Below are 26175 nucleotides of genomic sequence, written 5' to 3'. Positions count from 1 at the left end.
CATAAATGAGCGGGTTTCAAACGATATTCAATGCCTACGGTGGGGATAACTCGACTGCTATGGGGCGCTTTTTTGGAAATGAGGGCATGTATCTGCGCTTTTTAGATATGTTTTTTCAGGATGAAAGTTTTCAGCAGCTGGAGAATGCGCTGGATGCCGGAGACCTAAAAGATGCTTTCGCAGCTGCTCATACGCTTAAAGGAGTAGCTGGGAATATGGGACTGACACCCTTCTATGAGGCGGTCTGTGTGATCGTGGAACGGCTGCGGACGGAAGAGCCACGCAAGGACTATCCGGTGCTCTGTAAGGCAATCCAGGCAGAGTTTTACAGGGCAGAACTGTTTCGTAAGCAGTTGAAGAAAGGTGGGGAATCATGACGGAAGAGAAACATTCTCCGGGACAGCAAAAAAAATCAGAACAGGAGATAGCAAAGTCATTTGACAGCATCTCCTGCGGTCTTTGCATTTACCGGATCGAGGGAGAACGCCTTTTTCCCCTTTTTCGAAACCGCGCCTTTTATGACATCATGGGGTTTTCTGAGGAAAATCTCCAGCGTCTCGATCATGAGACGCAGTATCTCAATATCCACCCGGAAGATCTGGAAAATTTAAAGCAAAAAATTGAATGTCTACTCCAAAGTGGCGGGGCGATGGAGGATACCTACCGTCTGTGGAATGACAAAAGGCAGGAATATCACTGGATCCGCCTGGATGGAACGCTTCAAATCGACGAGGATGGCTGGAAGCTTTTCTATGGGGTCTACAGGGATGTCAGCGAACAGGAAGAGCTGAAAAAAGAACTGACTATCGCCAACGAGAAGATGGAGGACATCATCAACGCCATCCCCGGAGGTGTTGCAATCTATAAGGTTTCGGATATCTTTGAGACGGTGTATTTTTCAGACCGTGTGCCGGAGCTGTCCGGCTATACCGTGGAGGAGTATCACGAGCTCATCAAAGGAGACGCGGCCAAGTTGACCTACCCGGAGGACAGTCCTATGGTAGTGGAAAAGCTTCAGGAAGCGATCCGGAACCATTCAATAGCAGATTTCAAGTTTCGAAAACAGCATCGGGACGGGCATGTAGTATGGGTCCATATTCAGGCGCGGCAGATCGGGGAGGAAGATGGGTTCCCTCTGCTTTTGTGTGTCTTTCATAATATTTCTGCTTTGGAAGAAACCCAGCGGGAGATGGATCATTTGATCAATTCCATTCCAGGGGGCATTGTCAGCTACCGGGTGGAGGATGGGCGGTTTATCCCCGCTTTCTTCACCGATGGCACGGCGGAACTCTCAGGATATACTCGGGAGGAGTATGAGAAGTCACTGCCCAGCGATGCACTGGAATATGTCTATGAGCAGGATCGGCCACGGGTACGGGCAGCGGCGCTAGCTGCTGTGGAGAGCGGCGAGGTCCTGGATATCTCCTATCGAACGCGCCACAAAAACGGCAATTTGGTCTGGATCCATCTCAATGGCCGGCGGCTGGGGCCTCTATCTGGCTCACCCCGGTTTTATGCAGTTCTGACCAATATAATCTCGGATCGGGATCTGCTGACGAATGAGCATGCGGACGGGATCTATGTCATTGATAAAAACAGCCATGAGCTGCTGTATGTCAACGAATCAAAACAGCTTAATGTGCATGGTGAAATGTGTGTGGGTGAAACCTGCTATGCAGTCATTCATGGGTTAGATTCTCCCTGCATATTTTGTCCGCTGAATATCTATGGGCCAGATGGGCAGGAACACGAAATCGCAGTGGAAAAGACGGGATTTGTGTACACGGCCCGTGCCAAGGAAAGTGTCTGGAACGGCATCCCAGCATACATCATTTATCTGCGGGATGTGACTGAAGAGGCGCAAGCCCGCCGGGAGAAGGAGCGTCTGGAAATGTATTTTCAGACGCTGGTAAAAAATCTGCCGGGCGGTATATCGGTGCTGCGCTATATGCCGGACGGCGGCATCACGCCGGAATATATCTCAGAGGGTTTTGCCGCACTGGTCGGTATGACGGTCAAGGAAACAGAGGAGCTGTACCGGGAGGATTCCTTTGCAGGCGTCCATCCGGAGGACGTGGAGTCCATTCGCAAAGAGCTGGAAGAGCTTCGCAGCAGCGGAGAAGAACACTGCGAACTTTCAATCCGCTTCAGACGAAGCGACGGGAGCTACATGTGGGTGAGAACTCATATTTCCCTTCTAATAGGTTCGGATGGGATCCAGCGGCTCTACTGTATGTATACAGACATTGATCAGTTGATGGCCGAAAAAGAGCAGATGAGCCGGCAGTACGAAGAGCTGATCCTGCAGCACTACCGCATGCCGGGGCCGGATACCCTGGTCCTGGGCCACTGTAATATTACGCAGAACCGGATCCTGGATATCCAGGACTTTACCGGCTCCGACCTTTTGAATACCTTTGGCCGGGTCAGAGAAGCGTTTTTTGCTGGGGTTGCCGGGCTGATCGTGGAGGAAGAAGAAAGGCAGGCTTTTCTGGATACTTATCTGAATGCACCGTCGCTTGAGGCGTTCACACGGGGAGAACGGGAGCAGATCCAGACCTGTTTTGTCCGGCTGCCCCGGGAGCCCAAAGGCTGTTATGCGAAATTTCAGATGAACATGGTGGAGACGCCGGATACCGGAGATATCACCGGAATTTTGTCAGTGATGGACGTGACAGACCAGGTCGTTTCCGAGCAGATCTACCGCAGGTTGTCTGTCACCGGCCACGACTATGTGGCGGATTTGGATCTCAGGAAGGATTTCTACACCCTTTTGACGAGTAACAAACATGTCAGCCGGATCCCAGCACCCAAAGGGAGCCACAGCGAGCGGGTAGCGTTCATGGCGGGATCAGTGGTGGTGCCTAGGGATCGGGAACTTTTCCTAAAATCCTTGGCATTGGAAAAAATTGAGCAAAATCTGATGGAAAACGACACGTATACTTTTGCTTACTCCATAGAAGATGAAAACGGCGGTATCCGGACAAAAAACATGACGGTATCGGCCATTGACCTGCGCCTGGGTCGGGTCTCTCTGGTATGCACCGATATTACGAATTCAGTTCGGGAACAGCAAAACCTTTTAAATGTCCTGGCCTATACCTTTGAACTAACCGGGATCATCAATGTCAGAGACAATGGCTTTATCTTGTATACCAGGCGAATGGTACTGGAAAACCTGCCTCCCTTTAGCTGTGAAGATTACAAGACAATGCAGGAGAACTTTGCGAAAGCCTGCATAGCAGAAAGTCGGGAGGATGCTTACCAGCAATTCGGCTTGGAGACTATGCTCCAAAGGCTCGGTGAAAGCCCTTTCGGCTATGAATTTATCCTCCCCTTCCAGGAGGAAGGCTTGCGGTATAAGCAGATCAATGTACTCTGGGGGGACCAAAGCCATGAGACGATTTGCTTGGTACGGGCGGATGTGACCGAAACATTGGCTGCGGAGCGGCAAGCAAAACTCTCGCTGGAGAAGGCGCTCGCCTCTGCTGAGGAGGCAAGCCGGGCTAAGAGCGATTTCCTGTCCACGATGAGCCACGATATCCGCACCCCGATGAACGCCATCATGGGGATGTCGGCGCTGGCTCCGGCCCATTTGGATGACCGGGTCTGGATGGAGGACTGCCTTCAGAAAATTTCGATCTCCTCAAAGCATTTGCTCAGCCTCATCAATGATGTACTCGATATGAGCCGCATCGAACGGGAACAGGTTTCCTTGAATCCGGTACAGCTGTCGGTCTCTGAATTGACGGGGCATCTGTCTGAGATGATGGCGGCCCAGGTGAAAGAGGCCGGCATTACATTTACCGTCCAAACAGGGACTGTTTCCCACCCTGCTTTTTATGGGGATTCCCTGCGGATCAATCAAATCTTGATCAACCTGTTGAGCAATGCGATCAAGTTTACCCCAGCGGGCGGATATGTGACTCTTCTGACAGAGGAGCTTTCGCCTGCCCGAGGCGATGGCTGGGTCCGTTACCGTTTCACAGTCAGCGACACCGGGGTTGGAATATCAGAAAAGTTTCTCAAGGTTATCTTTGAGCCTTTTACCCGAGATGAAGGTACGGCGCAGATCGAGGGGACCGGCTTGGGGCTGAGCATCGTCCATGGATTGGTGGAGCTGATGCAGGGAGAGATCACGGTGGAAAGCCAGCTGGGAAAAGGGTCTACCTTCCGGGTGGAGCTGGAATTTGAGACTGTAGCAGAAGAAGTGGCTTCTCAGAGAAACGCCTCCAGCCTTACCTTTGAAGTGAATCCGCATATGTTTCCCGGCCGCCGCTTCTTAGTGGCGGAGGACAACGCGCTCAACGCGGAGATCCTGTGCGAAATTTTACAGGATCTTGGCGCTCAGATGGATGTGAGCCCGGACGGCGTACAGGCTGTGCTGGCGTTTGAGAAGGCGCCGCTGGAAACCTACGATGCCATCCTGATGGATATTCAGATGCCGAATATGAACGGATATGAGGCCGCCCGTGCTATCCGTGCCCTGAAGCGGCCAGATGCGAAAGCGGTCCCGATCATTGCCCTGACAGCCAATGCTTTTGCAGAGGATATTCAGACCGCCATTGCTGCGGGTATGAACGCCCATGTGGCAAAGCCCATTGATGTGGCTGTGCTGCAGGCGACACTCGGCAAGGTTTTACATCCGTGAAAAATAAAATTTGTCGGACGGCAGATATCCGGAAAAAGTCCATGTGCGGCCGAAAAGCGAGGAGTTAAATTAGATGCGAAAAACTGTAAAAAACACCGAGAATTCTCTAAGGCGGAGCCAGTGGATAAGCTTCGTCAGTACAGTGGTCCTTGTCCTGCTGATGATTTGTTATTTGATTATGACGATCAGTAACTCCGCTAAGTTGGCGGATCAGACAGAGATTATCTCGGATCATCCCTTCGAGGTAGTGATCTCCGCCGGGGATGTGAAGCTTTATGTCTCTGAAATGAGCCTGCGCACCGGACGGCTGGAGCGTTACTTCAGCCTTGATGATGTGGAGTATGCCAGGAATAATTTGGAGGAACTGGATCGTCAGTTAGAGACGCCGGTGGCCCGGATTGAGGAGTTGTATTTGGGTGATGCGGCGGATGTGCAGGGACTGAAAGACACGCTGGCCCTGCTGCAGACGGAACGGGAAGCGTATCTGGAGTATTGCGCCCGGCCTGACACCACGGGGGAGGATATTGAGGCTTACGCCAAGGAGCATCTGCAGCCGCTCTATGACAGAGCGCTTGGCCAGACGGAACAAATTATTTCTATCGCCCAGAAGAAAAAGGTGGGCTATGGAGAAACTGCGAATGCAGTGCGGCAATCCAACCTCATTGTTTCCGTTATGCTGATGGGACTGATGGTGGCAGTACTGCTGGTTTCCCAGTATGTTCTTCACCGTCAGCGGAAAGAGCTGGTGTATCGCAGTAAGCTGTTTGACAACCTCTCACTGAGCATCGACGACGCATTCATCATCTGGGACGCCAACACCGGGGCTATTGGCTACCGCGGGCTCAATGTGGAGCGGATCTTGGGAAATCAGATGGCTGATCTGGATAGCCTCTACCAATGTCTGAGCGAGAAGGACGCACAGGAATTCCGGGAAGGGGTCAGTGATCCACAATTTTCTTCCCCGTTTGAAAAGCTTGTGGAATATACCAAGCCCAATAAAGAGAAGTGTTGGATGCTGATTAGGGTTTATCGGGTGGAGGATACCAACACTCCGCAGCTCATTACCGTGTTTTCCGACCGCACCGATGAGGTCCGGTCCCGTCAAATCCTTCAAGACGCCATGCTGACTGCAGAGCGCGCCAATATGGCCAAGAGCGACTTCCTCTCCCGCATGAGCCATGAGATTCGTACCCCGCTCAATGCCATTATCGGTATGACCACGATCGCGGCGGCCTCAGTCAGGGATCCTGGCCGATTGGAGGACTGCCTGGCGAAGATCACCTTCTCCTCTAAGCACCTGCTGATGCTCATCAACGATGTACTGGATATGTCCAAGATAGAGAGCAGTAAAATGGTGCTGCAAAATGAGCCCTTTGATATTTTTGAGATCGTCAACGGGTATGTATCCACTGTTTACGCCCAGGCAAAGGGAAAAGGGATCGAATTCACGGAAACCATGGAGGGCTTTGGGCAGGATACCATTTTTATTGGTGATTCTCTGCGGCTCAATCAAATCCTATTGAACCTCAGCTCCAATGCAGTGAAGTTCACTGCCCCGGGCGGAAGTATTCGTCTGGATGTTTCCCGCCACAAGATCGGGAACACCACCGATGTCCTGCGCTTTGTTCTAGCAGATACTGGTATTGGCATGACCAAAGAAGCTGAGGAACGCATCTTCCAGCCGTTTGAGCAGGCCGACGCCTCCATCTCAAAACGCTTTGGCGGCACAGGGCTAGGAATGTCGATCACGAAAAATCTGATTGCCTTGATGGGAGGGCAGATCCAGGTGGAGAGCGAGCCCGGCGTGGGAAGCACCTTTATTGTAGATCTGCCGTTCCAGAAAGGGAAAGAAAACAGCGTGCCAGAACTTGATTTTGCACAGCAAGGCTTGCGGGCGTTGATTATTGATGATGAACAGCAGGTTTGTGAGCAGACCGCCGTTCTTCTGGAAAAGATCAAGATCGAGGCGGAGTGGCGCCTGTCCGGCGCTGAGGGTGTGGAACGGGTGAAGGAGACGCACCGCGAGGGCCGGGATATCGACCTGTGCCTGATCGACTGGAAAATGCCGGATATGGACGGAGTGGAAGTGACCCGCCGCATCCGCCGGGAGGTGGGAAACGATGTTCCCATCGTGATGATTTCCGCTTATGATATCTCTGAAGTAGAGGAAGAGGCTCGGGCCGCGGGCGTCAACGGCTTCCTTCCCAAACCTCTCTACCGTTCCTCTGTCTATGCCACCATTAAGGCGGCGTTGGAGCACAAAGGGCAGCCGATTGGCGCGGGAGAGGAAAAGCCCGTCAGCAAGCCGCTGGAGGGTCTCCGCCTGCTGATGGCGGAAGACAACGCACTTAACTCGGAGATCGCGGCGACACTGCTGCGTATGAGCGGGGCTGCAGTCGAATGTGTGGAGGACGGCCAGCAGGCGCTGGATTCTTTCCTCGCTTCGAAGCCCGGCGATTATGATGCCATCCTGATGGATGTACAGATGCCGGTCATGGACGGTCATGAAGCCACCAGACGTATCCGTGCGTCCAACCATCCGCTGGCTCTCACGATCCCTATCATTGCGACGACGGCCAACGCGTTCAGCGATGATATCTCTCTGGCGCTGGCCTCCGGCATGAACGCTCATGTCAGCAAGCCACTGGATATCGATCAGCTCTGCAAAACCCTTTCGGACTGCATCCACAGAGAGAATAAGTAGGTGGCTCAGTCCCTCTTAAATATATAAAATCAGACAGTTCCGAAACCAAACTCACTTTGCACAGTCTGTTGACAAAGGAGAATTCCTCCGTTGTCGGCGTGACAAAGTTTTATCGAATCGAAGGCGCTGCAAGGGCTGAGGATTTTCGTCTACCTGGTCTATTGGAGAAGAAGCACTCTGAGTCTTTTTTCTTCTGTTCATCTGGTGGCAGATATAGATATTCTGCATTTTTAGATGTGAGATATGGGGAAGACATGTAATCGTTGTGTTATACTATGGATGAAGGGGTGAGCCTATGGAATTGCGAGTGTTGAATTATTTTTTGATGGTAGCTCGGGAGGAAAACATTACAAAAGCGGCCCAGCTATTACATGTGACCCAGCCTACTTTATCCCGCCAGCTCATGCAGTTGGAGGAGGAATTGGGTGTCAAACTGTTTCAGCGGAGCAACCATAGCATCACCCTTACTGAGGAAGGGATGCTTTTAAGACGGCGGGCACAGGAGCTGATTAGTCTGGCGGAAAAAACGAAGCGGGATTTGATGCAGAAGGAGGCAGAGCTGACGGGCGAAATCTCGATTGGCTGCGGCGAGCTGCAAAGCGTCGACTTCCTTGCAAAACTTTTGGCCCGTTTCCAAGCAACGCACCCCCTTGTTCAAATGAGTATTTTCAGCGGCAATGCGGACAGTATCAAGGAACGTATCGAAAATGGACTTCTGGATATGGGGCTTGTGCCCGAGCCTGTAGATATGACAAAATATGCTTTCCTACATGTGCCACAGAAGGAAATTTGGGGTGTGCTGGTTCACAAGGACTCTGAATTTGCCGGGAAACAATCTGTCAGCCCGTCCGACCTGTTACATGTTCCCCTGATGATCTCCGACCGTGATTTGGTTCAGGGGTTCATCGCCAACTGGTTTGGAGTCAATTTTGATGATCTGCATATCGTGTGCCGTTATAACCTGCTTTACAACGCGGCAATTATGGTGCGCAACAAAATCGGCGCAGCCGTCTGCATCAAGCTGGATTGTAGCTATGACGATACCTGCTTTCTTCCGTTTTCCCCACCTGTGGAGAGCGGATCCGTTTTGGTATGGAAGAAGGATCAAATGACGTCCCCAACCACAGCCGCGTTTCTTGAATATTCGCAGAAATGCGTTAGAGACATTTCTATAAATACAATATAAGTATTAGACATATCAATAGATGGGTTTTATACTAAAGGCGTACCCGGGAGGGAGCGCCTTTAGTTTTTTTATTCCGCTTGGAGAGGAGCAAAACACAAAATGACAAAGACGGAAGCGAGTGAGTTTTACAACATTCCTGTAGAGCTACTGGACGAATATGAAAGCTGGGGACTCTGCGGTGAAGTCAAAAAGGTCATGGGCGCATGGCAATATGACGACAGGGACATTGAGCGCCTCAGCATGATCATGACGCTGCACGACATAGGTTTCAGCAACAATGATATTGAAACCTATATGAGGTTAATGCTGGAGGGAGACTCTTCCGAACAAGAGAGGCTGCGGATGCTGAGCGGCAAGCGCAGCAATACGCTGGACGAGATCCATTTTCGGGAAAGGCAGCTGGGCCGCCTGGACTATCTTCGGTTCAAGATGAAAAAGAAAGAAAAGTCATAGCGATAAAAAAAGATTAAGAAAGGATCGACGCGCTTTACCTCATGCCGGCATTTCTCCACATGACCTGGTATTGTATGAGCCTTGGCAAAGCGTTCCAAGAAACCGATTGACAGGGAGGAAAAACATATGCCGCACATTGCGATTACCATGTTCCCAGGCCGGGACGATGAGACAAAAAAAGCTTTGGCGATGAAGGTGCAGCGGTTCATCTGTACGGAGCTGAAGCTGGAAGAAAAATTTGTGTCGGTTTCCATTCAGGACATTCCCATAGAAGAATGGGAACAGTCTATGGAGCGTATCCCCAAGGAAACCATGTTAGTGAAATAGGAAGGAGTTACTTATGAAAAAGTTTTTTGCAATGATTCTGAGCTGCGCGCTGCTCGTCACACTGGCAGCTTGCGGCAGTATGAATTCCACATCCAGCGAAAAATCCACCGGGTCGCAGACAAGAGAGCAGTCGTCGCAGCCTTCGGAGGAATTTTCTACAGCATTCAGCACCTCGGAGGGCACGCCGGACACTACACCGGAAAGCATGCCGGAACCAGAGCCTGGAGCAAACGCGCTGGTGATTTATTTCTCCTGGTCCGGCAACACTGAAACCATTGCGGGTGAAATCGCATCTCAGACCGGCGCGGATACCTTTCAACTGGAACCGGCGACGGCTTATTCCACCGATTACAATACCGTACTCGATGAAGCGCAGGCAGAGCAGCGCGCCGACGCCCGCCCGGAGATTGTGGGCAGCATCGAAAACTTTGACAGCTACGATGTGATTTATCTCGGGTTCCCCAACTGGTGGGGCGATATGCCCATGATCCTTTACAGCTTCCTGGATGACTATGACCTCTCCGGAAAAACCATCGCACCTTTTGTTTCCAGCGGCGGCAGCGGATTTTCGGACGCTCTCAGCGCAATCGCGAGCGCGGAGCCGGGAGCAACGATTACCGACGGCCTTTCTCTTTCCAGCAGCGCATCCCAAACCCCCGGCGGCGCCGTGGCGGATTGGCTTGCCGACATCGGGTTTGCCGAATAAGGAGAGGTCGTGAGGAAAAAAAGCGCGGCACTTCTTCTCTCTGCTGATGCTTCTCTCTTTCACGGCGTGCAGCTAAGAGGAAGGAAACACTTTAGCATGATTCAGTTATAAATAGCATCCATGAATTAGATTTTGTATTCAATGAAATAAATCTCCTGCAAAAAATAGAATAGAAAGGTTGAATAGACATATGGAAAGACAAACCGCAGGGCGTGATGCCCTTGGAACCTTTGCTCCGAAATTTGCGGAGCTGAACGACGATGTGCTGTTTGGCGGGGTATGGGCAAGAGAGAAGCAGCTATCAGCCCGTGACCGCTCCATTGTGACCGTGACTGCGCTGATGGCGAAGGGGATTTTAGACAGTTCTCTGCAATATCACATCGGCAACGCGAAAAAGCACGGTGTCACCGCCGAAGAAATGGCGGAGATTTTAACGCACGCGGCCTTCTATGCGGGTTGGCCCAACGCCTGGGCTGCCTTCAAAATGGCAAAAGAAGTATATGGCGAAGAAGTAGACGGAGGGGAGCACAATGAGTGATAAAAAAATATTAGTGGCGTACTTTTCCTGCACCGGCGTGACGGCAAGGGCCGCGCAAAAATTGGCGGAGGCGGCACAGGCCGATTTGTATGAGATCAAGCCGGAGCAGCCGTACACCCAAGCGGATCTCAACTGGAGCAACAAGAAAAGCCGCAGCAGCCTGGAAATGAACGACCCCACTTCCCGCCCCGCCATTTCGGGCAAGGTGGAAAACATGGAGCAGTACGACACCGTTTTTGTGGGGTTCCCCATTTGGTGGTATGTGGCGCCCACCATCATCAACACCTTTTTAGAGAGCTATGATTTTTCCGGCAAAACGGTTATCCCCTTTGCCACCTCCGGCGGCAGCGGACTTGGCGAAACAGCAAATGGGCTTCGCGCCTCCTGCGCCGTTAAATTTGCCCCTGGAAAAATGCTGAACGGAGTCCTTACCAATGAGGTACTGCAGCAGTGGTTAAACGGTCTTTTGCTTTGAAAGGCGAAGAACAAAAATGTTGCATTTATCATAACCATGACAGAACTCGTGAGGCCACGACGAGACACTATTGCTATTCTAAATCATTGGTCTGAGAGTCCAGTATTCAGATAAGGAGAAACGAATGAACATTTTAGTGATAGAAAGCAGCCCTCATAAACACGGCTCCTCAAATCTGCTGGCGGACAGCTTTATCCGCGGCGCGGAGGAAACCGGGCATACCGTAACGGTATTTGATGCAGGCCATGCCATAATCCGTCCTTGTCTCGGTTGTGAGGTCTGCGATATGTCCGGCCCTTGCTGTCAGAAGGATGATATGGAGACAGTGCGCGGGCTGCTGCTGCAAGCGGATATGGCGGTGTTTGTCACGCCGCTCTACTATTTCGGCGTATCCGCGCAGTTGAAGGCAGTGATTGACCGCTTTTACAGCTTCACCGGGAAGCTGTCTGCCAAAAAACTAAAAACAGCGCTTATTGTGACTGCGTGGGATGCAAACGACTGGACGATGAGCGCAGTGAGCGCCTATTATGAGACGCTTTGCCGCTATATGCACTTTAAAAATCAAGGGATGATTTTGGGGACTGGCTGCGGCACGGTGCCTATGACAAAATCAACAGAGTTTCTCCGCCTGGCCTATGAGTTGGGAAAGAAAATCAGCGGGTAAAGCAATGAGGCCAAAAGTGATTCTAAAAATCGTCCTCGATGTCCTCATGACCTTGGCGCTGCTCTTTCTGATGGGTTATCAATTCTGGGGGGAGGCGCCGCATGAATGGGTGGGCGCGGGCATGTTCGTGCTCTTTCTCATTCACCATCTCCTGAATGGAAGCTGGCACAAAAATCTGCTGCACGGCAAATACACGCCCATGCGTGCCCTGATGCTCGGCATTGACACCCTTGTTTTGATCACCATGCTCCTGCAAATGTACAGCGGTATTGTGATGAGCCGCCATGTGTTCTCTTTCCTCAGAATTGAGGGCGGCATGATGCTGGCGAGGCGGCTGCATATTCTCGGTGCTTATTGGGGGTTTGCCTTGATGAGCCTTCATCTTGGGCTGCACTGGAGCATGTTGATGGGAATGGCAAAAAAACGGTTTGGGCTGGTAAAGCCATCGAAAGGTAGGGCCATTGTGCTTTTTCTTGCTGGGTTGGTGATTGCCGCCTATGGATTGGCGGTATTCCTGCTCCGCGAGCTTCCGTCTTACATGCTGCTGCAGAATGAATTTGTGTTCCTGGATTATGATGAACCAAAGCTTCTGTTTTATCTGGATTACCTTGCCATGATGGGCCTTTTTGTCTTTATCGCCCACTATCTTACCAAGGCGCTCAAGAAATTGAGCGCCCCTAAAGCGAGGAGGAAAGCGAAATGAGAGAGGAAATCACTGTACTGCCTGCGGCAATCAGACCGCCAAGCAGTCTGACCCTCAAAACTCGGAGGCCGACAGGTCTCCCTCTTCAGTTTCCTGACGGTTCGGGACCAGCAGGTGCAGTTTCCAGAATTTGAAAGAATCCAAAACTAAGACCAGTATGCGTGGTGTGTTTCTGTCCAAGAGCAATGACAGAACTCTTTGTAAAACAGAAAGCAAGGCTTGAATTTGGAATTCATGCCTTGCTTTTTTACTATAGGTTGAGAACAGCAGCCTGGATGAAAACCTGATTTCATGTTTGGCTGTTAAAATTGGGCTTGCGTTCAGAGCAATACGAATTCTGCTGAATCGGGTCCATCGGAAAGCTATACTGTGATGACGACGGTTCCTTCTGCTTCCAGGGAGGCAGCAACGGAGTCTGGCACATACCTGTCCGTAACAACTGTATGGATTCCACTTTTTAAATTCAAAGGCACGATGCCGTGTCGTGAAAACTTTTCGCTTTCTGTCAGAACAATTACTCTCTCGGCCTGCAGAGCCATATCCCGGACGGCTTGAGCCCGCAGCTGGTCGCAATTGGTAAAACCGGTGCGGGGAGAATAGCCGTCTGTGCCGATAAAGAAGGTGTCAACACAGAAGTTTTCAGCTCCCTGGCGGATCATTGGCCCCACTAAAACCTGGGAATCCTGCTGGTAGATACCGCCCAGCAGGACGACTTGAAGGTCTGCTTTTCCGCGAATGTAGTTGGCAATGAATGCGCTGTTTGTGATAATGGTCAGTTCTTTTTTTTGAGCGGCTAATTCGACCGCCAACAGAGCGCAGCAACTGCCGTTTTCGATCATCAGGGTGTCGCCGTCCGCAATCAGTTCAGCGGCACGGCGGGCAATTTTCAGCTTGGCTTCATAGTGATAGGCAAGCCGGCCGCTGATATCATTGGTGTTGCGAAGAAGGGCGAATCCGTGTTCCCTCAGAACGACTCCCTGGCGCTCCAACGCATCCAAATCCTTTCGTACCGTAACCTGAGATACCCCCAGCTTTTCCGCTAAGGAAGATACTTCGATTTTTTTTGCTTCGGTCAGCAGCTCTAAAATTTGGTTGGCTCTATTTTTCATTGAAATCCCTATACGCTCCTCTCTATTTCAGAAGTTTCATCCGGATTGAGACTCCTGTCATCAGCTAAAAGAAAGCATGAATACCCTCATTCAGAAAGGCCTGCCGAAATTCCTGCAGATCTTCCTCCTGCAGAGCGGCGGTATCCGCATAGGAATAGGCTTGTCCAAGCATCTCGTATTTCCGTTCCCCGAACTGATGGAAGGGCAGGAGCTGAACCTCCTGTGCGCCGGCCTCCTTCAAACGGCTTGAGAATCCGGCTGCGTCTTTCAAGGAATCATTATAGCCGGGAATCACGGGCAGACGGGGAAGAACTTTTTTGCCAGCACGAATGGCAGACTGCATGTTTTCCAGCGGCAGGCGGTTGGAGCGGCCGGTTCCTTCTCTGTGCCGGTCTCCGTCCCAATGCTTGATGTCGAACAACAGCAGATCCAGGTAAGGAGACACACTTTGAAAAATTTGCGGCGGCACACAGCCTGTTGTTTCCATGGCAGTATGTATCCCTTTGGATTTCAGCGCTTTCAGCAAGGCTGCAGAAAATTCGGGCTGCAGCAAGGGCTCCCCGCCGGACAGGGTGACGCCTCCGCTGCTTTCTTCGTAAAAATCTAAATCCTGCAGGCATTCCTCTACGATGGAGTCTGCTGTTCTCCGCTCGCCTTCCAATTTCAATGCCTGTCCCGGACAGCTGCGGGCACAGACCCCGCAGGCCCTGCACCGGTCAACGGAGATACGTACGGCGGAGCCGGTAAAAGAGATGGCTTGCTCTGAGCACAGTGCTGCGCAGCCACCGCACCGAAGACAGCGGGCGCTGTCCCAAAGCAATTGACTTCCGGCAAATTGGCTTTCGGGGTTGGAGCACCACTTGCAGCGCAGAGGGCATCCCTTTAAAAAAACGACGGTGCGGATTCCGGGTCCGTCGTGGAGGCTGAATTTTTGAAGATTAAATATCATTCCTGTCTCTGAACCGTTCGTCATGGGAACCCGTTCCTTTCTGTTTTTTGGAAAAGAGAATTTCTATCTGCAGTATAGCACGATGGTTAAAAAAAGTAAATGAAAATAGTTTCAAACGTAAATTGATTTTATTTTGTTCGTTATTGTATTGACTTTAATCCAAGAAAAGCATAAAATTAATTCGTAATAAAGCAGTTTTATGTTTCGAACGAAATAAAAATAGGAGGAGAGCCTGTGGGGAATTATTTTGGGGGTCTGACCCCGAGAATGCAAAGCTTCCGTGAGGAACTGTTGAACGTACAGCCTCAGATATGTATCGAGCGGGCGGTAATTGTGACGAAGGTCTATCGAGAGAATCAGGACCAGCCTTTGGCGCTGAAGCGTGCCCTGATGCTGAAAAGTGTGCTGGAACAAATGTCGATCTTCATTGAGCCCCAGACATTGCTTGCAGGCAATCAGGCTTCCTCCAACCGCAGCGCGCCGATTTTTCCGGAATATGCCATGAGTTGGGTGATAGAGGAGTTGGACAGCTTTGCACACCGCGACGGCGATGTGTTCCACATCTCGGAGGAAAATAAGGGCAAACTTCGTGAGATTGCTCCATTTTGGGAGCACAACACGCTGCTGGACCGGGGCCTTGCCGCTTTCCCGCCTCATTCCAAGCTGTTTTATGATCTGGGAATCATCAAATCAGAGGGGAACATCACTTCCGGAGACGCCCACTGTGCCGTGGATTATCAAGGTCTGCTGCGGTTTGGCCTGAAGGAATATGCCCGCCGCGCTCAGGAAAAGCTGAACAGCCTGGACCTGACGGATTACCGTAATATCCACAAAAGTTACTTTTACCGGGCTGTCTTGATCGTTGTGGAGGCGGTGAGAGCTTTTGCAGGGCGGTATGCTTCCCTGGCGGCACAGCTGGCTGAAAGGGAAGAAGCAACTGCCAGGAGGAAAGAACTCAGTGAGATGGCTCGAATCCTGCAGAAGGTGCCCTACGAGCCCGCGGGCAGCTTTCGAGAAGCGGTGCAGGGCCTGTGGCTGGTTCATCTCGTGCTGCAGATTGAATCCAACGGTCACAGCCTGTCTTACGGGCGGATGGATCAGTATCTGAATCCCTACTACGAGGCAGACCTGAAATCCGGCGTTGTGACTGAAGCGGGTGCCTGTGAGCTTTTGTGCAACCTGTGGCTGAAAACCTACACGATCAACAAAATACGTTCCTGGAGCCACACGCAGTTTTCCGCCGGCTCTCCTCTCTATCAAAATGTTACGGTGGCAGGGCAGACAGCAGAGGGGAGGGATGCCACAAACGGCATGTCCCGGCTGATTCTGCGAAGTGTCGCCCAGTGCCATTTGACCCAGCCGAATTTGACGGTACGGTATCACAGTGGTCTTTCCGACAGTTTTTTGGGAGAATGCATCGAGGTGGTGCGCTGCGGCTTTGGGATGCCTGCATTTAATAACGATGAGATTATCATCCCCAGCTTTCTTGAAAAGGGTGTGAAACGGGAAGACGCCTACAATTACAGTGCAATCGGCTGTGTGGAAACGGCAGTTCCCGGAAAATGGGGCTACCGTTGTACCGGAATGAGCTTTCTGAATTTTCCAAAGTCGCTGCTTATTGCCATGAACGACGGCGTTGATCCCAACTCAGGTATTAAACTCTGTGAGGGTGTGGGGCATTTCAGGGATTTCACCGGGTTTGACCAGGTGCTTGCCTGCTGGGAAAAGGTAATACGCGAAATGTGCCGTCAGTGCGTCATTATCGATGCTACCTGCGATATGGTGTTGGAACAGGACACGGCGGATATCCTGTGTTCCGCACTGACAGACGACTGTCTGGAGCGCGGCCTGAACATGAAGGAAGGGGGGGCTGTCTACGACTTTATCAGCGATCTGCAGGTGGGAATCGCCAATCTGGCCGACAGTCTTGCCGCGCTGAAAAAGGTCGTGTTCGAAGACCGCGCAGTGACTCCTGCTGAGCTGTGGACAGCGCTCGCCGCAAATTTTGAAGGGGAGCAAAATGAGAGGATCCGGGCTTTGCTGCAGGCGGCGCCCAAGTATGGAAATGATGACGACTATGTGGACCGGCTGGTTGTAGATGCTTATCAGGTCTACATCGATGAAATGAAAAAATATCATAACACCCGCTACGGCCGGGGACCCATTGGCGGCGTTTACTATGCGGGCACATCCTCCATCTCCGCCAACGTCCCCCAGGGGGCGGGAACGCTGGCCACGCCTGACGGCAGAAAAGCGGGGGAGGCTCTGGCGGAGGGATGTTCGCCGAGCCATGCCGCGGACCGGTGCGGGCCTACCGCAGTATTTAAAAGCGTTTCAAAGCTGCCAACCAAAGAAATCACTGGGGGAGTGCTGCTGAATCAGAAGGTGACGCCGCAGCTGCTTGAAAAGGAAGAAAACCGCAGGAAGCTGATCCTGCTGCTGAGAACCTTTTTCAACCGTCTGCATGGATATCATGTTCAATTCAATGTGGTCAGCCGGGAAACGCTGCTGGACGCTCAACAGCATCCGGAGAAGCACCGGGATTTGATCGTCAGGGTGGCGGGATACAGCGCGTTTTTTAATGTCCTGTCAAGAAAAACCCAGGATGATATCATTGCGCGTACGGAGCAGACCCTGTGATAGGGATTATCGACTGAAAGAAAGGGAAATCTGGTATGAAGCTGATCATAGACGATGCTGATCTCAATCAAATCAAGAGCATTTATGAATACTATCCAGTGGACGGTGTGACTACAAACCCCTCTATTCTGGCGAAAACAGGCCGGCCCCCTTACCAGGTGCTGGAAGAAATCCGCACGTATCTTGGAAGCGAAGCTGAGCTTCATGTACAGGTGGTGGCCCGGGACGCAGCCGGTATGGCGGAGGATGCCTATCGGATTGTGGAGCGGTTGGGCCGCGGAACCTTTGTGAAGATACCGGCCATTCCGGAAGGATTCAAGGCGATGAAACAGCTGTGTTCAGAGGGGATTCGCGTGACGGCTACTGCGGTTTATACGCCGATGCAGGCATTTCTGGCAGGAAAATGCGGAGCGGATTATGCCGCGCCCTACATCAACCGGATCGACAATATGGGTTATAACGGCGTGGAGATCGCCCAAAGAATTCATACGGTCTTTCGGAACAATGGGCTGAAGACGGAGGTGCTGGCGGCAAGCTTCAAAAATTCTCAGCAAATCCTGGAACTGTGCGAGTTCGGTATCGGTGCAGCTACGGCAGCTCCGGCGGTGATAGAAGCCCTGGCAAATAATGCGGCAATCACCGGAGCAGTCGACGCTTTTACCGCAGATTTTGAGAAACTGGTAGGAATAGGAAAGACCATGAGCAATTGCTGAAAAGGGATTGGCGTCAACTTTATCCCTCCGTATCAATCCGATGAAGCCCAATCCTCCTTCGGGGAGTGCAAAGAAAAATGGAAAAACCTTCTGACTGGATAAAGTCGGAAGGTTTTCTTTTTTTTGCCTGCTCTTGAAAAAAAGGAAACAAGCGTGAGGCATTGAGAAGCGTTGACACTTGGAATGGTTCTATTTCTCTTGACAAGCGGGAGAGAATGGATTATATTGAACATTGTTCGGTATGGAGGTGAATTGCTGTGAATACTATAGTCACATCACGGGAGGCGATTTTGAAAGCTTGCTGTTCTCTCGTGATGGAACAGGGGCTGAAAACTTTAAATATCCGTGCAGTCGCTCAAAAATGTGGAATTTCCATTGGGGCGGTTTACCACTATTTCCCATCAAAAGAAGCGCTGATCTCATCGGCGGTGCAGGAAATCTGGCGGCTTCTCTTCCATATGGGAAATAAAACTCCGGCTTCCGGCTCTTTTCCAGAATATGTAGGCCGGCTGTTTGAGACTGTGCAGGAAGGGATGGCGCTGTATCCCCACTTTTTTACCCTGCATTCCCTGGCTTTTTCTGAAACGGAAAAGGAAGAAGCGCGGGATGTAATGGCTCGAAGTTTTGCCCAGGTGAAAGCAGGCATGCTCTCTGTTCTGTGCGAAGATTCCAGGGTAACTCCCAAAGCATTTTCTGAAGCTTTTCCCAGAGAGGATTTCGTGGAGTTCATCTTTGAGAGTCTGATCTCGCTTCTGATGACACAGAGCGGTTCCTGTTCTGTGCTGACAGAAGTCATACGTCGTGTAATTTACTGAGAAAGGGGCTGCTTTTATGCAGGCAATCATGGAAACCTTGTTCGATGCAGCATATCTGATCACGGTGATCACTCTGGGAGTTCTCATGGTGAAGAATGGCCGGGAAAACAAACTTTATTTCCTATTTGGTTGTATGGCGGTGATTTTGGGAGCGGGTGACGCCTTTCATCTGGTTCCCCGGGCTTATGCGCTTTGTACCTCCGGACTGGAAAATTTTACTGAGGCGCTGGGAATTGGAAAACTCATCACATCCATCACAATGACGGTGTTCTATGTGCTGCTCTATTTTGTGTGGCGTATTCGGTACCAGGTTACCGGAAAAAAGGGTCTGACCGGGACAGTGTTGGGGCTGGCAGCTTTGAGAGCAGCATTGTGCCTGCTGCCGCAAAATGCCTGGACCAGTCCGGAACCTCCGCTTGTTTGGGGAATCGTCAGGAACATTCCCTTTGCGGCTCTGGGGATCCTGATGATTGTGTTGTTTTACAAAAGTGCAAAGAATGCCGGAGACAGATCCTACCGGCATCTATGGCTGACCATACTGCTGAGTTTTGCTTTTTACATTCCTGTAGTGCTTTGGGCCGATACCTGGCCCTTGGTGGGGATGTTGATGATCCCCAAGACCTGTGCCTACGTATGGACTGTTCTGATCGGATACTTGGATATGAGGAGAGGGAGAACGGCATGAAAAAATATATCAATGCAGCTTTTGCCTATGCAGCCGCCGCAATGGCGGGAGGCGTCTTTTATAGGGAATTTACCAAAGGCTTTCATTTCACAGAAACCACGGCGTTGGGGAAGGTACATACCCATCTTTTCCTGCTTGGAATGGTCATGTTTCTATTGGTTGCCCTGTTCGCCCGTCAATTCCCCTTGACGGAACAACGCAGCTTTCGAGTGTTCTGGCCTCTTTATCATGTGGGCGTATCTCTCACTGCTGTGATGCTTTTCGTACGGGGCGTTGTGCAGGTGCTGGAACTCTCTCCTGCCAGAGGGATGGACGCGGCGATTTCCGATATGGCGGGATTGGGCCATATTTTGACAGGAGCCGGAATTGTTTTGCTTTTTGTCGCTTTGAGAAAAGCGGTGACGGAAGAGCAAAAAACAGTAAAGTAAAGTGTCAGGCGGAAGAAAACGTATGGGGGGATTCTCCCGTACGTTTTTTCATTTCAGGACATTGCTCAAGAGGTTTCCGAAGGAATTCTCTTGACTTGAAGTCCACTCCAGGGCATATACTGACAGGAAAGCAGTGCTAGGCATATTGGCGCTGCTGTCAATGACGCGGCCTGTGGAAGGGGAGAAAATAATGCAATGACAATTGCAGAGGTCAGCAGAAAGTATGACATTACAGCAGATACGCTGCGCTACTATGAAAAGATCGGTCTGATTCCGCCGGTTCCGCGCAGCAAAAGCGGAATCCGGGAGTATGATGAGGAATCCTGCAAATGGATAGAGTTGATGAAGTGCATGCGGGCGGCCGGCGTGCAGATTGAGGCATTAATTGAGTATGTAGCCCTGTTCCGGCAGGGGGATTCCACCATAGAAGCGCGGAAGGGACTGCTGCGGGAACAGCGCAGCCTGCTGATAAGGCGCATGGAGGATATGCAGAAATCACTGGACCGGCTGAATCAGAAGATTGACCGATATGAAAAAGGCCTGATGGCAAAGGAGAATCAGCTGCGCAGGCAAATTGAGTGAACGGTCCTGCTTTTTTCTAACGGAAAGGCTTTTATTTTGAAAAAGAATCAAATAGGCCTTGACTTAAAGTTAGCTTTAGATGTTATTCTTAAATAAAACAGCGATTCAAAGAGAGGAAGAAATAGTTTGGGGAAAGCCACCTATGAGAATTTGACCTTGGATGAAGAGCGGGCTCTTTACGGGCTGCATCATGCGGAAGTGCGAAACTGTACTTTTGCCGGTCCGGCAGATGGGGAATCTGCACTGAAAGAATGCTCGGAGCTGCTGGTGAGCGACTGCGATTTTGAACTGCGTTACCCGTTTTGGCATGTCCGCAGTACAGAGCTTCACAATTGCCGCATGACGGATACTTGTCGGGCAGCGCTCTGGTATGACAGCAATATCCGGATTGAAGATTCCGTGCTGGGAGGTATTAAAGCCCTGCGGGAGTGTGAAGATGTCTGTCTTGTGCGCTGCAAAATACAATCGCCGGAGTTCGGATGGTTTTGCCGCAAAACCATGTTGGAATCCTGTACGCTGGAGTCTGAATATCCATTTTTTGAGTGCCGGAATCTGGAAATTAAGGATTTGAAGCTGAAAGGGAAGTATTCCTTTCAATATGTGGAAGATGCGGTAATTCGCAATTCTTATTTAGACACCAAAGATGCATTTTGGCACAGTAAGAATGTAACTGTGGTAGACAGCGTTGTCAAAGGGGAGTACCTTGCATGGTATTCGGAAAACCTTCGTCTGGTTCGCTGCAGGATTATCGGCACCCAGCCGCTGTGTTATGCCAGGGGACTGGTGCTGGAAGACTGTGAAATGGAGGGAACAGACCTTTCATTCGAGAACAGCGAGGTGGATGCCACAGTCAGAGGAGAGATCTTGAGCGTGAAAAACCCCGTTCATGGCAGAATAGTTGCAGACCGCATAGGAGAGGTGATTTTGGACGAAAATCTTCGGCCGGGGGCGGATTGCCAAATTTTGTGCAGGCAGACGGAGCTTTGTTCTCAAGCTGTATTGACCTGAGACAGGGCTTGTACTTATCCACGACTTTAAAGTCATAATCAGAAAGGAAGTCATTTTGTATGAAAAAAATCAATCTTGGGAATTCAGGGCTTATGGCCTCGGAGATCGCTCTGGGGTGCATGCGGATCAACGGTATGGAGGTCAACGATCTGGAGGCCTATGTCCATACGGCGTTGGAATGCGGTGTTGATTTTTTTGACCACGCCGATATTTACGGCGGCGGAGAGAGCGAGGCGGTGTTTGGAAAACTGCTGAAGCAGTCGCCGGAGTTGAGGGAGCAGATGGTTCTGCAGAGCAAATGCGGAATCCGGCCTGGCAGATATGATTTTTCCAAGGAACATATCCTGGAAAGTGTGGATGGCAGCCTAAAGCGGCTTCAAACCGATCATCTGGATGTGCTGCTGCTGCATCGTCCCGACGCACTGATGGAGCCGGATGAGGTGGCGGAGGCTTTTACAGCCCTTGAATCCTCTGGTAAGGTACGGTATTTCGGCGTCAGCAACTTCAATTCCAGACAGCTGGAACTGCTGCAGTCCTCACTGAAGCAGAAGATTCTGGTGAACCAGCTGCAGCTGAGTATTATGCATACCGGTATGATTGACCACGCGCTGCGCACCAATACGGATTTTTGCCACGCAGAGGACAGGGATGGGGAAATTCTCGATTACTGCAGGCTGAAAGGGATCACGATTCAGGCATGGTCACCCTTCCAGTACGGTTTCTTTGAAGGCGTGTTTGTGGATAATGAAAAATTCCCGGAACTCAACAAAACGCTTGCGGAGCTTTCTGAAAAGTATGGGATTTCCAAAACGGCGCTCTGCGTGGCGTGGATTCAGCGCCACCCGGCCAGGATCCAGACGATTGTGGGCACCACAAATCCGAAGCGGCTGCAGGATATTTGCACGGCGGGCAACGTAAGGCTTTCCCGTGAAGACTGGTACAAAATCTATCTGTCAGCGGGAAATGAGCTCCCGTAACAGGACACGGCATAACTCAAAAATCCCGGCAGAAAACAAAAACTGTTTTTGTTTTCTGCCGGGAAATTTTTTCTGTCAGGCCTTGTCTTTGGGTTTTGCAATCAGGGCGGCCAGATAACCGAAGAATACGGCGGCGGCAATTCCGGCGGCTCCTGCGGTCACTCCTCCGGTAAAGACGCCGAGAAATCCCTGCTTCCCGATGGACTCACGAACCCCTTCCGAAAGAGCCCAGCCAAATCCTGAGAGGGGGACAGTGGCGCCGCAGCCGGCAAAATCTGCCAGCGGTCCGTAAAGCCCTAAGGCGCCTAAAGCTACACCCAGAGTGACGTATAGCACCATAATCCGGGCTGGGGTGAGCTTTGTCAGATCAATGAGCAGCTGGCCCAATACGCAGATCAGCCCACCCACCCAAAATGCATTCAGGTAATCCATTGCGATACCTTTCCTTTCTTCCGCTTTTTCTTTAGTATTTTCACGAAAGGAAAGAATATACTGTGTTAGAGACGCAGCAATATTCCCATCACGGCGGCGACGGCGATGAAGACGATGGGGTGCAGTTTCTTCCACATACGCATAGCGAAAAAAAGCACGGCGAACAGCAGGATGGCGGGCAGGTTGAACAGGGTCAGAAGGTTTCCGCTGGCCTGGAAGCCTGGAAGGTTCAGCAGAGCTACCTGGAGGATGCTGAAGCAGGCGGCCGCAATCAGAGCGGTTACGGCGGGGCGCAGAGTATAGAAAGCATCGTTTACCAGCTTGTTTTCTTGAAATTTCTTCAGAAAATTGGCTACGATGATAATGATGATGATGGATGGAAGAATCAAACCGACGGTAGCAACAAGAGCTCCCAAAAGTCCGCCAAGGAATCCACCGGCCTGATGGCCGCAGTTATAACCGGCATAGGTGGCCATATTTACACCCAGAGGGCCTGGGGTAGATTCGGAAATAGCAATCATATCTGAAAGGATTTCTACATCAAACCAGGTGTACTTTTCCGCCATTTCATAGAGAAAGGGCAGAGTGGCCAGCCCGCCGCCAATAGCGAACAGCCCTGCCTTGAAGAATTCGTAGAATAACAAAAAGAAGATTTGCATTTCATTTCACCCCGCTTTTCCGGGAGGGCACGAATCTTCCGTAAAAGAGCCCCAAAAGAATCGCACCTAGTACCACCCAAATAGGGGAAAGAGAAAATGCCACAGAAAGCACAAATACAAGGATAAAGAGTAGAATTCCCAGAAGATCCTTGACGCCCTTTTTCCAGAGCTTGATAACGGCGTCTACCACCAGGGCGGCCACAGCGACACGGATTCCGGCAAGGGCGTGGGCTACGTAGATATTGTCTGCGAAATTACGGATAAAAGCAGCCAGAACCAGGATGATAAAAAAAGAGGGCGCTACAACACCCAGTGTGGCGCAGATACCTCCTAAAATTCCTTTTTCTTTATGGCCGATAAAGGTGGCTACATTGACGGCAATGATACCCGGCGTACATTGCCCCACTGCATAGTAATCCAGAAGTTCTTCCTCTGTGGCCCAGCCTCTGTTTTCCACCACTTCTTTCTGCAGCATGGGCAGCATGGCGTAACCTCCCCCAAAGGTGAGGCCGCCGATTCGGGCAAAGGTGAGAAACAGGTCGAGATAACCGCCCTTCTTCATAAGTTCACTTCTCCTCTTCTGTTTATACTGAAAATCAGCTGAGCAAATTGGCCAGCTCGTCCAGATCCCGGACCACAAGGTCCGGTTGAATGGCGCTCTGCGTCAGCAGTTCCGGCGTGGTTTCTCCGCTCATCACCAGAATAGACGTAACCTGCGAGCCGTCCGTCACAGCAATGTCAGTGTATAGGCGGTCACCCACTACGGCAAGCTCTTCGGGGTGGCAGCCGGTTTTCCGAAGCATGTACTGAAGCGTGTGGGGAGAAGGTTTGCCGAAAAATTCACAGGAAACACCGGTAGAAGCCTTTACCAGGGCTGCAATGGAGCCGCAGTCTGGGATAAAGCCATTCTCCACCGGACAATTTAGGTCTGGATTGACGCCGAAGACAGGCCTGCCGGACCGGATAAAAGCGCAGGCTTTGGAAAGCTTTTCATAAGTAAGCGTCGTGTCGAACCCTAAAATCACCAGGTCTGGGTTCTCTTCATCTAAGGGAATGCCTGCATTCTGAAAATCGGCCAGAAGCGATGGCGTCCCCACCACATAGCAGCTCTCTCCGGGACGGTTTTCCTTTAGCCACTCCAAGATGACTCCGTTTGAAAGCAGCATTTTATCTTCAGAAATTTCAATTCCCATGTGGGAAAGCTTTTTCAGGTATGCCTCTCTGTTTTTGGAGCTGTTGTTGGTAAAAAAGCAGTATTCCCTTCCGCTTCTCGTCACTTGGCTGAGAAATCGTTTGGTAAAGGGAAAGAGATGTTCGCCCAGATAGATGGTCCCATCCATATCCAGGACAAACATTTTGATGTGGGAAAGCCGTTCTGTCAGCTGTTCCATTTTTGTCCCCTCCTCAATCTGAAATCATTTTATTCTAACATGGAATAACCTGCACTTCAATCCAAAATATTTGACCTGAAATGACGGACAAAAGCGAAAAAGGGGAATCTGGAATGGTTTCTGTCCGAACTGAAAAAAAGGGTGTTATTTTTGGAAAATATGCGCTATAATACTACTATATATACTGCATCTTACTCATGCCGGAAAGGATGGTATTGTTATGGAATTTTTAAAGACTTTTGGAAGAGCGTTGGGAGACGCCGTTAGTTATGTGGGGGAGAAGAATCGGAAAGCAGCCTATCTCAACCGCATCCGCACGGTAATCAAATGTGAGGAGCAGGCCGCGGAAAAGGAATATCTGGCTTTGGGAAGGTATTATTACAACAACCTGCGGGATCCGTCAAATGCTGTGACAGAGCCCCATTGCGCGGAACTGGAGGCTATCGAAGCGAGGCTGGATGCGGCTCTGCAGCAACTGGAAAAATTTTATAGCGGGGAAGAGATTCCTGCATCCGACGGAAACCGGGAGGAAATTGACCTTTCTGATGTACAGGTTATTCCCGCACCCACAGAGGAAACGGCTGCCGGCGCTTTGATGGAGGAAGAGATTTCCCTGGAGGGGGATATTTCTCCGAAACAGGAGGGTACAGAGCCCGCCTCGCCTGATGAGAATGACAATCTGCCTTTTGAAGGCTGAGTTTGGAGGACTGCATGTCGACGGAGATTACAAAGGAAATAGTCTGCCCGCAGTGCGGGGAGCCGCAGAAGTACCGGCTCTATTCCAGCATCAATGCCGGAGAGAATCCGGATCTCAAACAGATGCTGCTGGATGAGACACTGTTCGACTGGCGCTGCAAACGCTGCAATTATTTTGCCGCCATGGCATACCCCTTCCTGTATACGGATCCCGAGGCGGGATACATCGTTTGCGTCACCCCGGGAGGAAGCGGCAACAATGCAGAGCCAACAGAGGCGGTGAAAAGCTTTACAAAGCGCAGTGTGAAAAATCTGGCCGAACTGAAGGAAAAGATTTTGATTTTCGATGCAGGCTATGATGACACGGCAGTTGAATTGGTGAAAAATGCGTTGTGCGGGATTATTCGGAATACTTACAAGGTATCCCGGGTACATGCCTATTTCAGCCGGGTGGATAACGGGGAAATGGAGTTTGCCATCTTTCTGCCCCAGACCAATGAGCCTGTATATCATTCCACCAAACTGGACGTATACAAGCAGTCCCAGGAAGTTCTCCGGGCGCTAGATTTCGTGGATCCCGCAGGTTTCGTGCGGGTGGATGCAAGGCTTGCAAGGAAGATTATTGAGGATTATCAGAACATTTAGCGACAAAAAAGATCCCCCGGACGGAGGATCTTTTTTTAC

At 50.9% G+C, this 26175-nt stretch carries 27 protein-coding genes; 21 read left to right on the top strand and 6 right to left on the bottom strand.

The window, feature by feature from the left end; genetic code table 11:
* The first annotated feature begins 5 nt into the window (after positions 1-5).
* The 11 genes from BN3911_RS05965 (at position 6) to BN3911_RS05915 (ending at position 12407) form a co-directional block, all read left to right on the top strand.
* Positions 6-377, top strand: coding sequence for an Hpt domain-containing protein (locus tag BN3911_RS05965; RefSeq protein ID WP_066862724.1), 372 nt, complete (start codon positions 6-8; stop codon positions 375-377).
* Positions 374-4651 carry a PAS domain-containing hybrid sensor histidine kinase/response regulator gene (locus BN3911_RS05960; RefSeq protein WP_074039117.1) on the top strand — a complete coding sequence of 1426 codons (4278 nt, stop codon included), beginning with the start codon at positions 374-376 and terminating at the stop codon, positions 4649-4651. Before BN3911_RS05965 ends, BN3911_RS05960 begins: the two co-directional genes overlap by 4 nt.
* A 73-nt stretch (positions 4652-4724) precedes the next feature.
* On the top strand, positions 4725-7355 hold the full coding sequence (locus BN3911_RS05955; RefSeq protein WP_066862721.1) for a hybrid sensor histidine kinase/response regulator: 2631 nt from the start codon (positions 4725-4727) through the stop codon (positions 7353-7355).
* A gap of 295 nt (positions 7356-7650) precedes the next feature.
* The gene (locus BN3911_RS05950; protein WP_066862718.1) at positions 7651-8541 is read left to right on the top strand and encodes a LysR family transcriptional regulator; all 891 of its coding nucleotides are present in this window, start codon (positions 7651-7653) and stop codon (positions 8539-8541) included.
* A gap of 99 nt (positions 8542-8640) precedes the next feature.
* Complete coding sequence (locus BN3911_RS05945) at positions 8641-8994, top strand: MerR family transcriptional regulator (protein ID WP_066862716.1); 354 nt, start codon at positions 8641-8643, stop codon at positions 8992-8994.
* Between the two features lie 126 nt (positions 8995-9120).
* Positions 9121-9321, top strand: coding sequence for a tautomerase family protein (locus tag BN3911_RS05940; protein ID WP_066862713.1), 201 nt, complete (start codon positions 9121-9123; stop codon positions 9319-9321).
* Positions 9322-9334: 13 nt separating this feature from the next.
* The gene (locus BN3911_RS05935; protein ID WP_066862709.1) at positions 9335-10027 is read left to right on the top strand and encodes a flavodoxin; all 693 of its coding nucleotides are present in this window, start codon (positions 9335-9337) and stop codon (positions 10025-10027) included.
* Between the two features lie 190 nt (positions 10028-10217).
* Entirely contained in the window at positions 10218-10565 is a 348-nt protein-coding gene (locus BN3911_RS05930; protein ID WP_066862706.1) for a carboxymuconolactone decarboxylase family protein, read from the top strand.
* Complete coding sequence (locus BN3911_RS05925) at positions 10558-11040, top strand: flavodoxin (RefSeq protein WP_066862703.1); 483 nt, start codon at positions 10558-10560, stop codon at positions 11038-11040. The genes BN3911_RS05930 and BN3911_RS05925 overlap by 8 nt, the downstream gene beginning before the upstream one ends.
* Before the next feature lie 124 nt (positions 11041-11164).
* Positions 11165-11704: a flavodoxin family protein gene (locus BN3911_RS05920; protein ID WP_066862700.1), complete on the top strand. Its 540-nt coding sequence runs from the start codon at positions 11165-11167 to the stop codon at positions 11702-11704.
* 4 nt (positions 11705-11708) lie between these two features.
* Positions 11709-12407: a DUF4405 domain-containing protein gene (locus BN3911_RS05915; protein ID WP_066862697.1), complete on the top strand. Its 699-nt coding sequence runs from the start codon at positions 11709-11711 to the stop codon at positions 12405-12407.
* Between the two features lie 362 nt (positions 12408-12769).
* Here the strand turns inward: BN3911_RS05915 and BN3911_RS05910 are convergent, their stop codons facing one another.
* Positions 12770-13516, bottom strand: coding sequence for a DeoR/GlpR family DNA-binding transcription regulator (locus BN3911_RS05910; protein ID WP_066862694.1), 747 nt, complete (start codon positions 13514-13516; stop codon positions 12770-12772).
* Between the two features lie 64 nt (positions 13517-13580).
* Positions 13581-14489, bottom strand: a complete 909-nt coding sequence (locus tag BN3911_RS05905) for a glycyl-radical enzyme activating protein (RefSeq protein ID WP_066862691.1) — start codon at positions 14487-14489, stop codon at positions 13581-13583.
* A 243-nt stretch (positions 14490-14732) separates the two neighbouring features.
* Between BN3911_RS05905 and BN3911_RS05900 the strand changes: the two genes are divergently transcribed.
* From BN3911_RS05900 to BN3911_RS05865, 8 genes are all read left to right on the top strand, one after another.
* The gene (locus tag BN3911_RS05900) at positions 14733-17105 is read left to right on the top strand and encodes a glycyl radical protein (protein WP_066864216.1); all 2373 of its coding nucleotides are present in this window, start codon (positions 14733-14735) and stop codon (positions 17103-17105) included.
* Positions 17106-17140: 35 nt separating this feature from the next.
* Positions 17141-17818: a transaldolase family protein gene (locus tag BN3911_RS05895; RefSeq protein ID WP_066862688.1), complete on the top strand. Its 678-nt coding sequence runs from the start codon at positions 17141-17143 to the stop codon at positions 17816-17818.
* Between the two features lie 257 nt (positions 17819-18075).
* The gene (locus BN3911_RS05890) at positions 18076-18633 is read left to right on the top strand and encodes a TetR/AcrR family transcriptional regulator (RefSeq protein ID WP_066862685.1); all 558 of its coding nucleotides are present in this window, start codon (positions 18076-18078) and stop codon (positions 18631-18633) included.
* A 16-nt stretch (positions 18634-18649) separates the two neighbouring features.
* Complete coding sequence (locus BN3911_RS05885) at positions 18650-19318, top strand: hypothetical protein (RefSeq protein ID WP_066862682.1); 669 nt, start codon at positions 18650-18652, stop codon at positions 19316-19318.
* Complete coding sequence (locus tag BN3911_RS05880) at positions 19315-19746, top strand: DUF2871 domain-containing protein (protein WP_066862679.1); 432 nt, start codon at positions 19315-19317, stop codon at positions 19744-19746. The genes BN3911_RS05885 and BN3911_RS05880 overlap by 4 nt, the downstream gene beginning before the upstream one ends.
* Before the next feature lie 195 nt (positions 19747-19941).
* Positions 19942-20328, top strand: a complete 387-nt coding sequence (locus BN3911_RS05875; RefSeq protein WP_066862676.1) for a MerR family transcriptional regulator — start codon at positions 19942-19944, stop codon at positions 20326-20328.
* Positions 20329-20454: 126 nt separating this feature from the next.
* Positions 20455-21336 (top strand): DUF3737 family protein, encoded by an 882-nt coding sequence (locus BN3911_RS05870; protein ID WP_066862674.1) that lies wholly within the window; start codon positions 20455-20457, stop codon positions 21334-21336.
* A gap of 59 nt (positions 21337-21395) precedes the next feature.
* Complete coding sequence (locus BN3911_RS05865; RefSeq protein ID WP_066862671.1) at positions 21396-22313, top strand: aldo/keto reductase; 918 nt, start codon at positions 21396-21398, stop codon at positions 22311-22313.
* A gap of 75 nt (positions 22314-22388) precedes the next feature.
* On the opposite strand, the gene spoVAE is transcribed toward BN3911_RS05865, so the two are convergent.
* The 4 genes from spoVAE to BN3911_RS05845 form a co-directional block, all read right to left on the bottom strand.
* Positions 22389-22745, bottom strand: coding sequence for a stage V sporulation protein AE (gene spoVAE, locus BN3911_RS05860; protein WP_066862668.1), 357 nt, complete (start codon positions 22743-22745; stop codon positions 22389-22391).
* A gap of 65 nt (positions 22746-22810) precedes the next feature.
* Positions 22811-23404: a chromate transporter gene (locus tag BN3911_RS05855; RefSeq protein WP_066862666.1), complete on the bottom strand. Its 594-nt coding sequence runs from the start codon at positions 23402-23404 to the stop codon at positions 22811-22813.
* A 1-nt stretch (position 23405) separates the two neighbouring features.
* Positions 23406-23966 carry a chromate transporter gene (locus BN3911_RS05850; RefSeq protein ID WP_066862662.1) on the bottom strand — a complete coding sequence of 187 codons (561 nt, stop codon included), beginning with the start codon at positions 23964-23966 and terminating at the stop codon, positions 23406-23408.
* Between the two features lie 34 nt (positions 23967-24000).
* Positions 24001-24795, bottom strand: coding sequence for an HAD-IIA family hydrolase (locus BN3911_RS05845; RefSeq protein ID WP_066862660.1), 795 nt, complete (start codon positions 24793-24795; stop codon positions 24001-24003).
* Positions 24796-25015: 220 nt separating this feature from the next.
* Here BN3911_RS05845 and BN3911_RS05840 point away from each other — a divergent pair, with 220 nt between their 5' ends.
* Together BN3911_RS05840 and BN3911_RS05835 are read left to right on the top strand one after the other, a co-directional pair.
* Entirely contained in the window at positions 25016-25492 is a 477-nt protein-coding gene (locus tag BN3911_RS05840) for a hypothetical protein (protein ID WP_066862657.1), read from the top strand.
* 14 nt (positions 25493-25506) lie between these two features.
* The gene (locus BN3911_RS05835) at positions 25507-26136 is read left to right on the top strand and encodes a CpXC domain-containing protein (RefSeq protein WP_147578535.1); all 630 of its coding nucleotides are present in this window, start codon (positions 25507-25509) and stop codon (positions 26134-26136) included.
* Positions 26137-26175 lie beyond the last annotated feature (39 nt).

The sequence above is a fragment of the Neglectibacter timonensis genome (assembly GCF_900048895.1).
Taxonomy (GTDB): domain Bacteria; phylum Bacillota; class Clostridia; order Oscillospirales; family Acutalibacteraceae; genus Acutalibacter; species Acutalibacter timonensis.
This window is presented reverse-complemented; position numbering and strand designations above follow the sequence as displayed.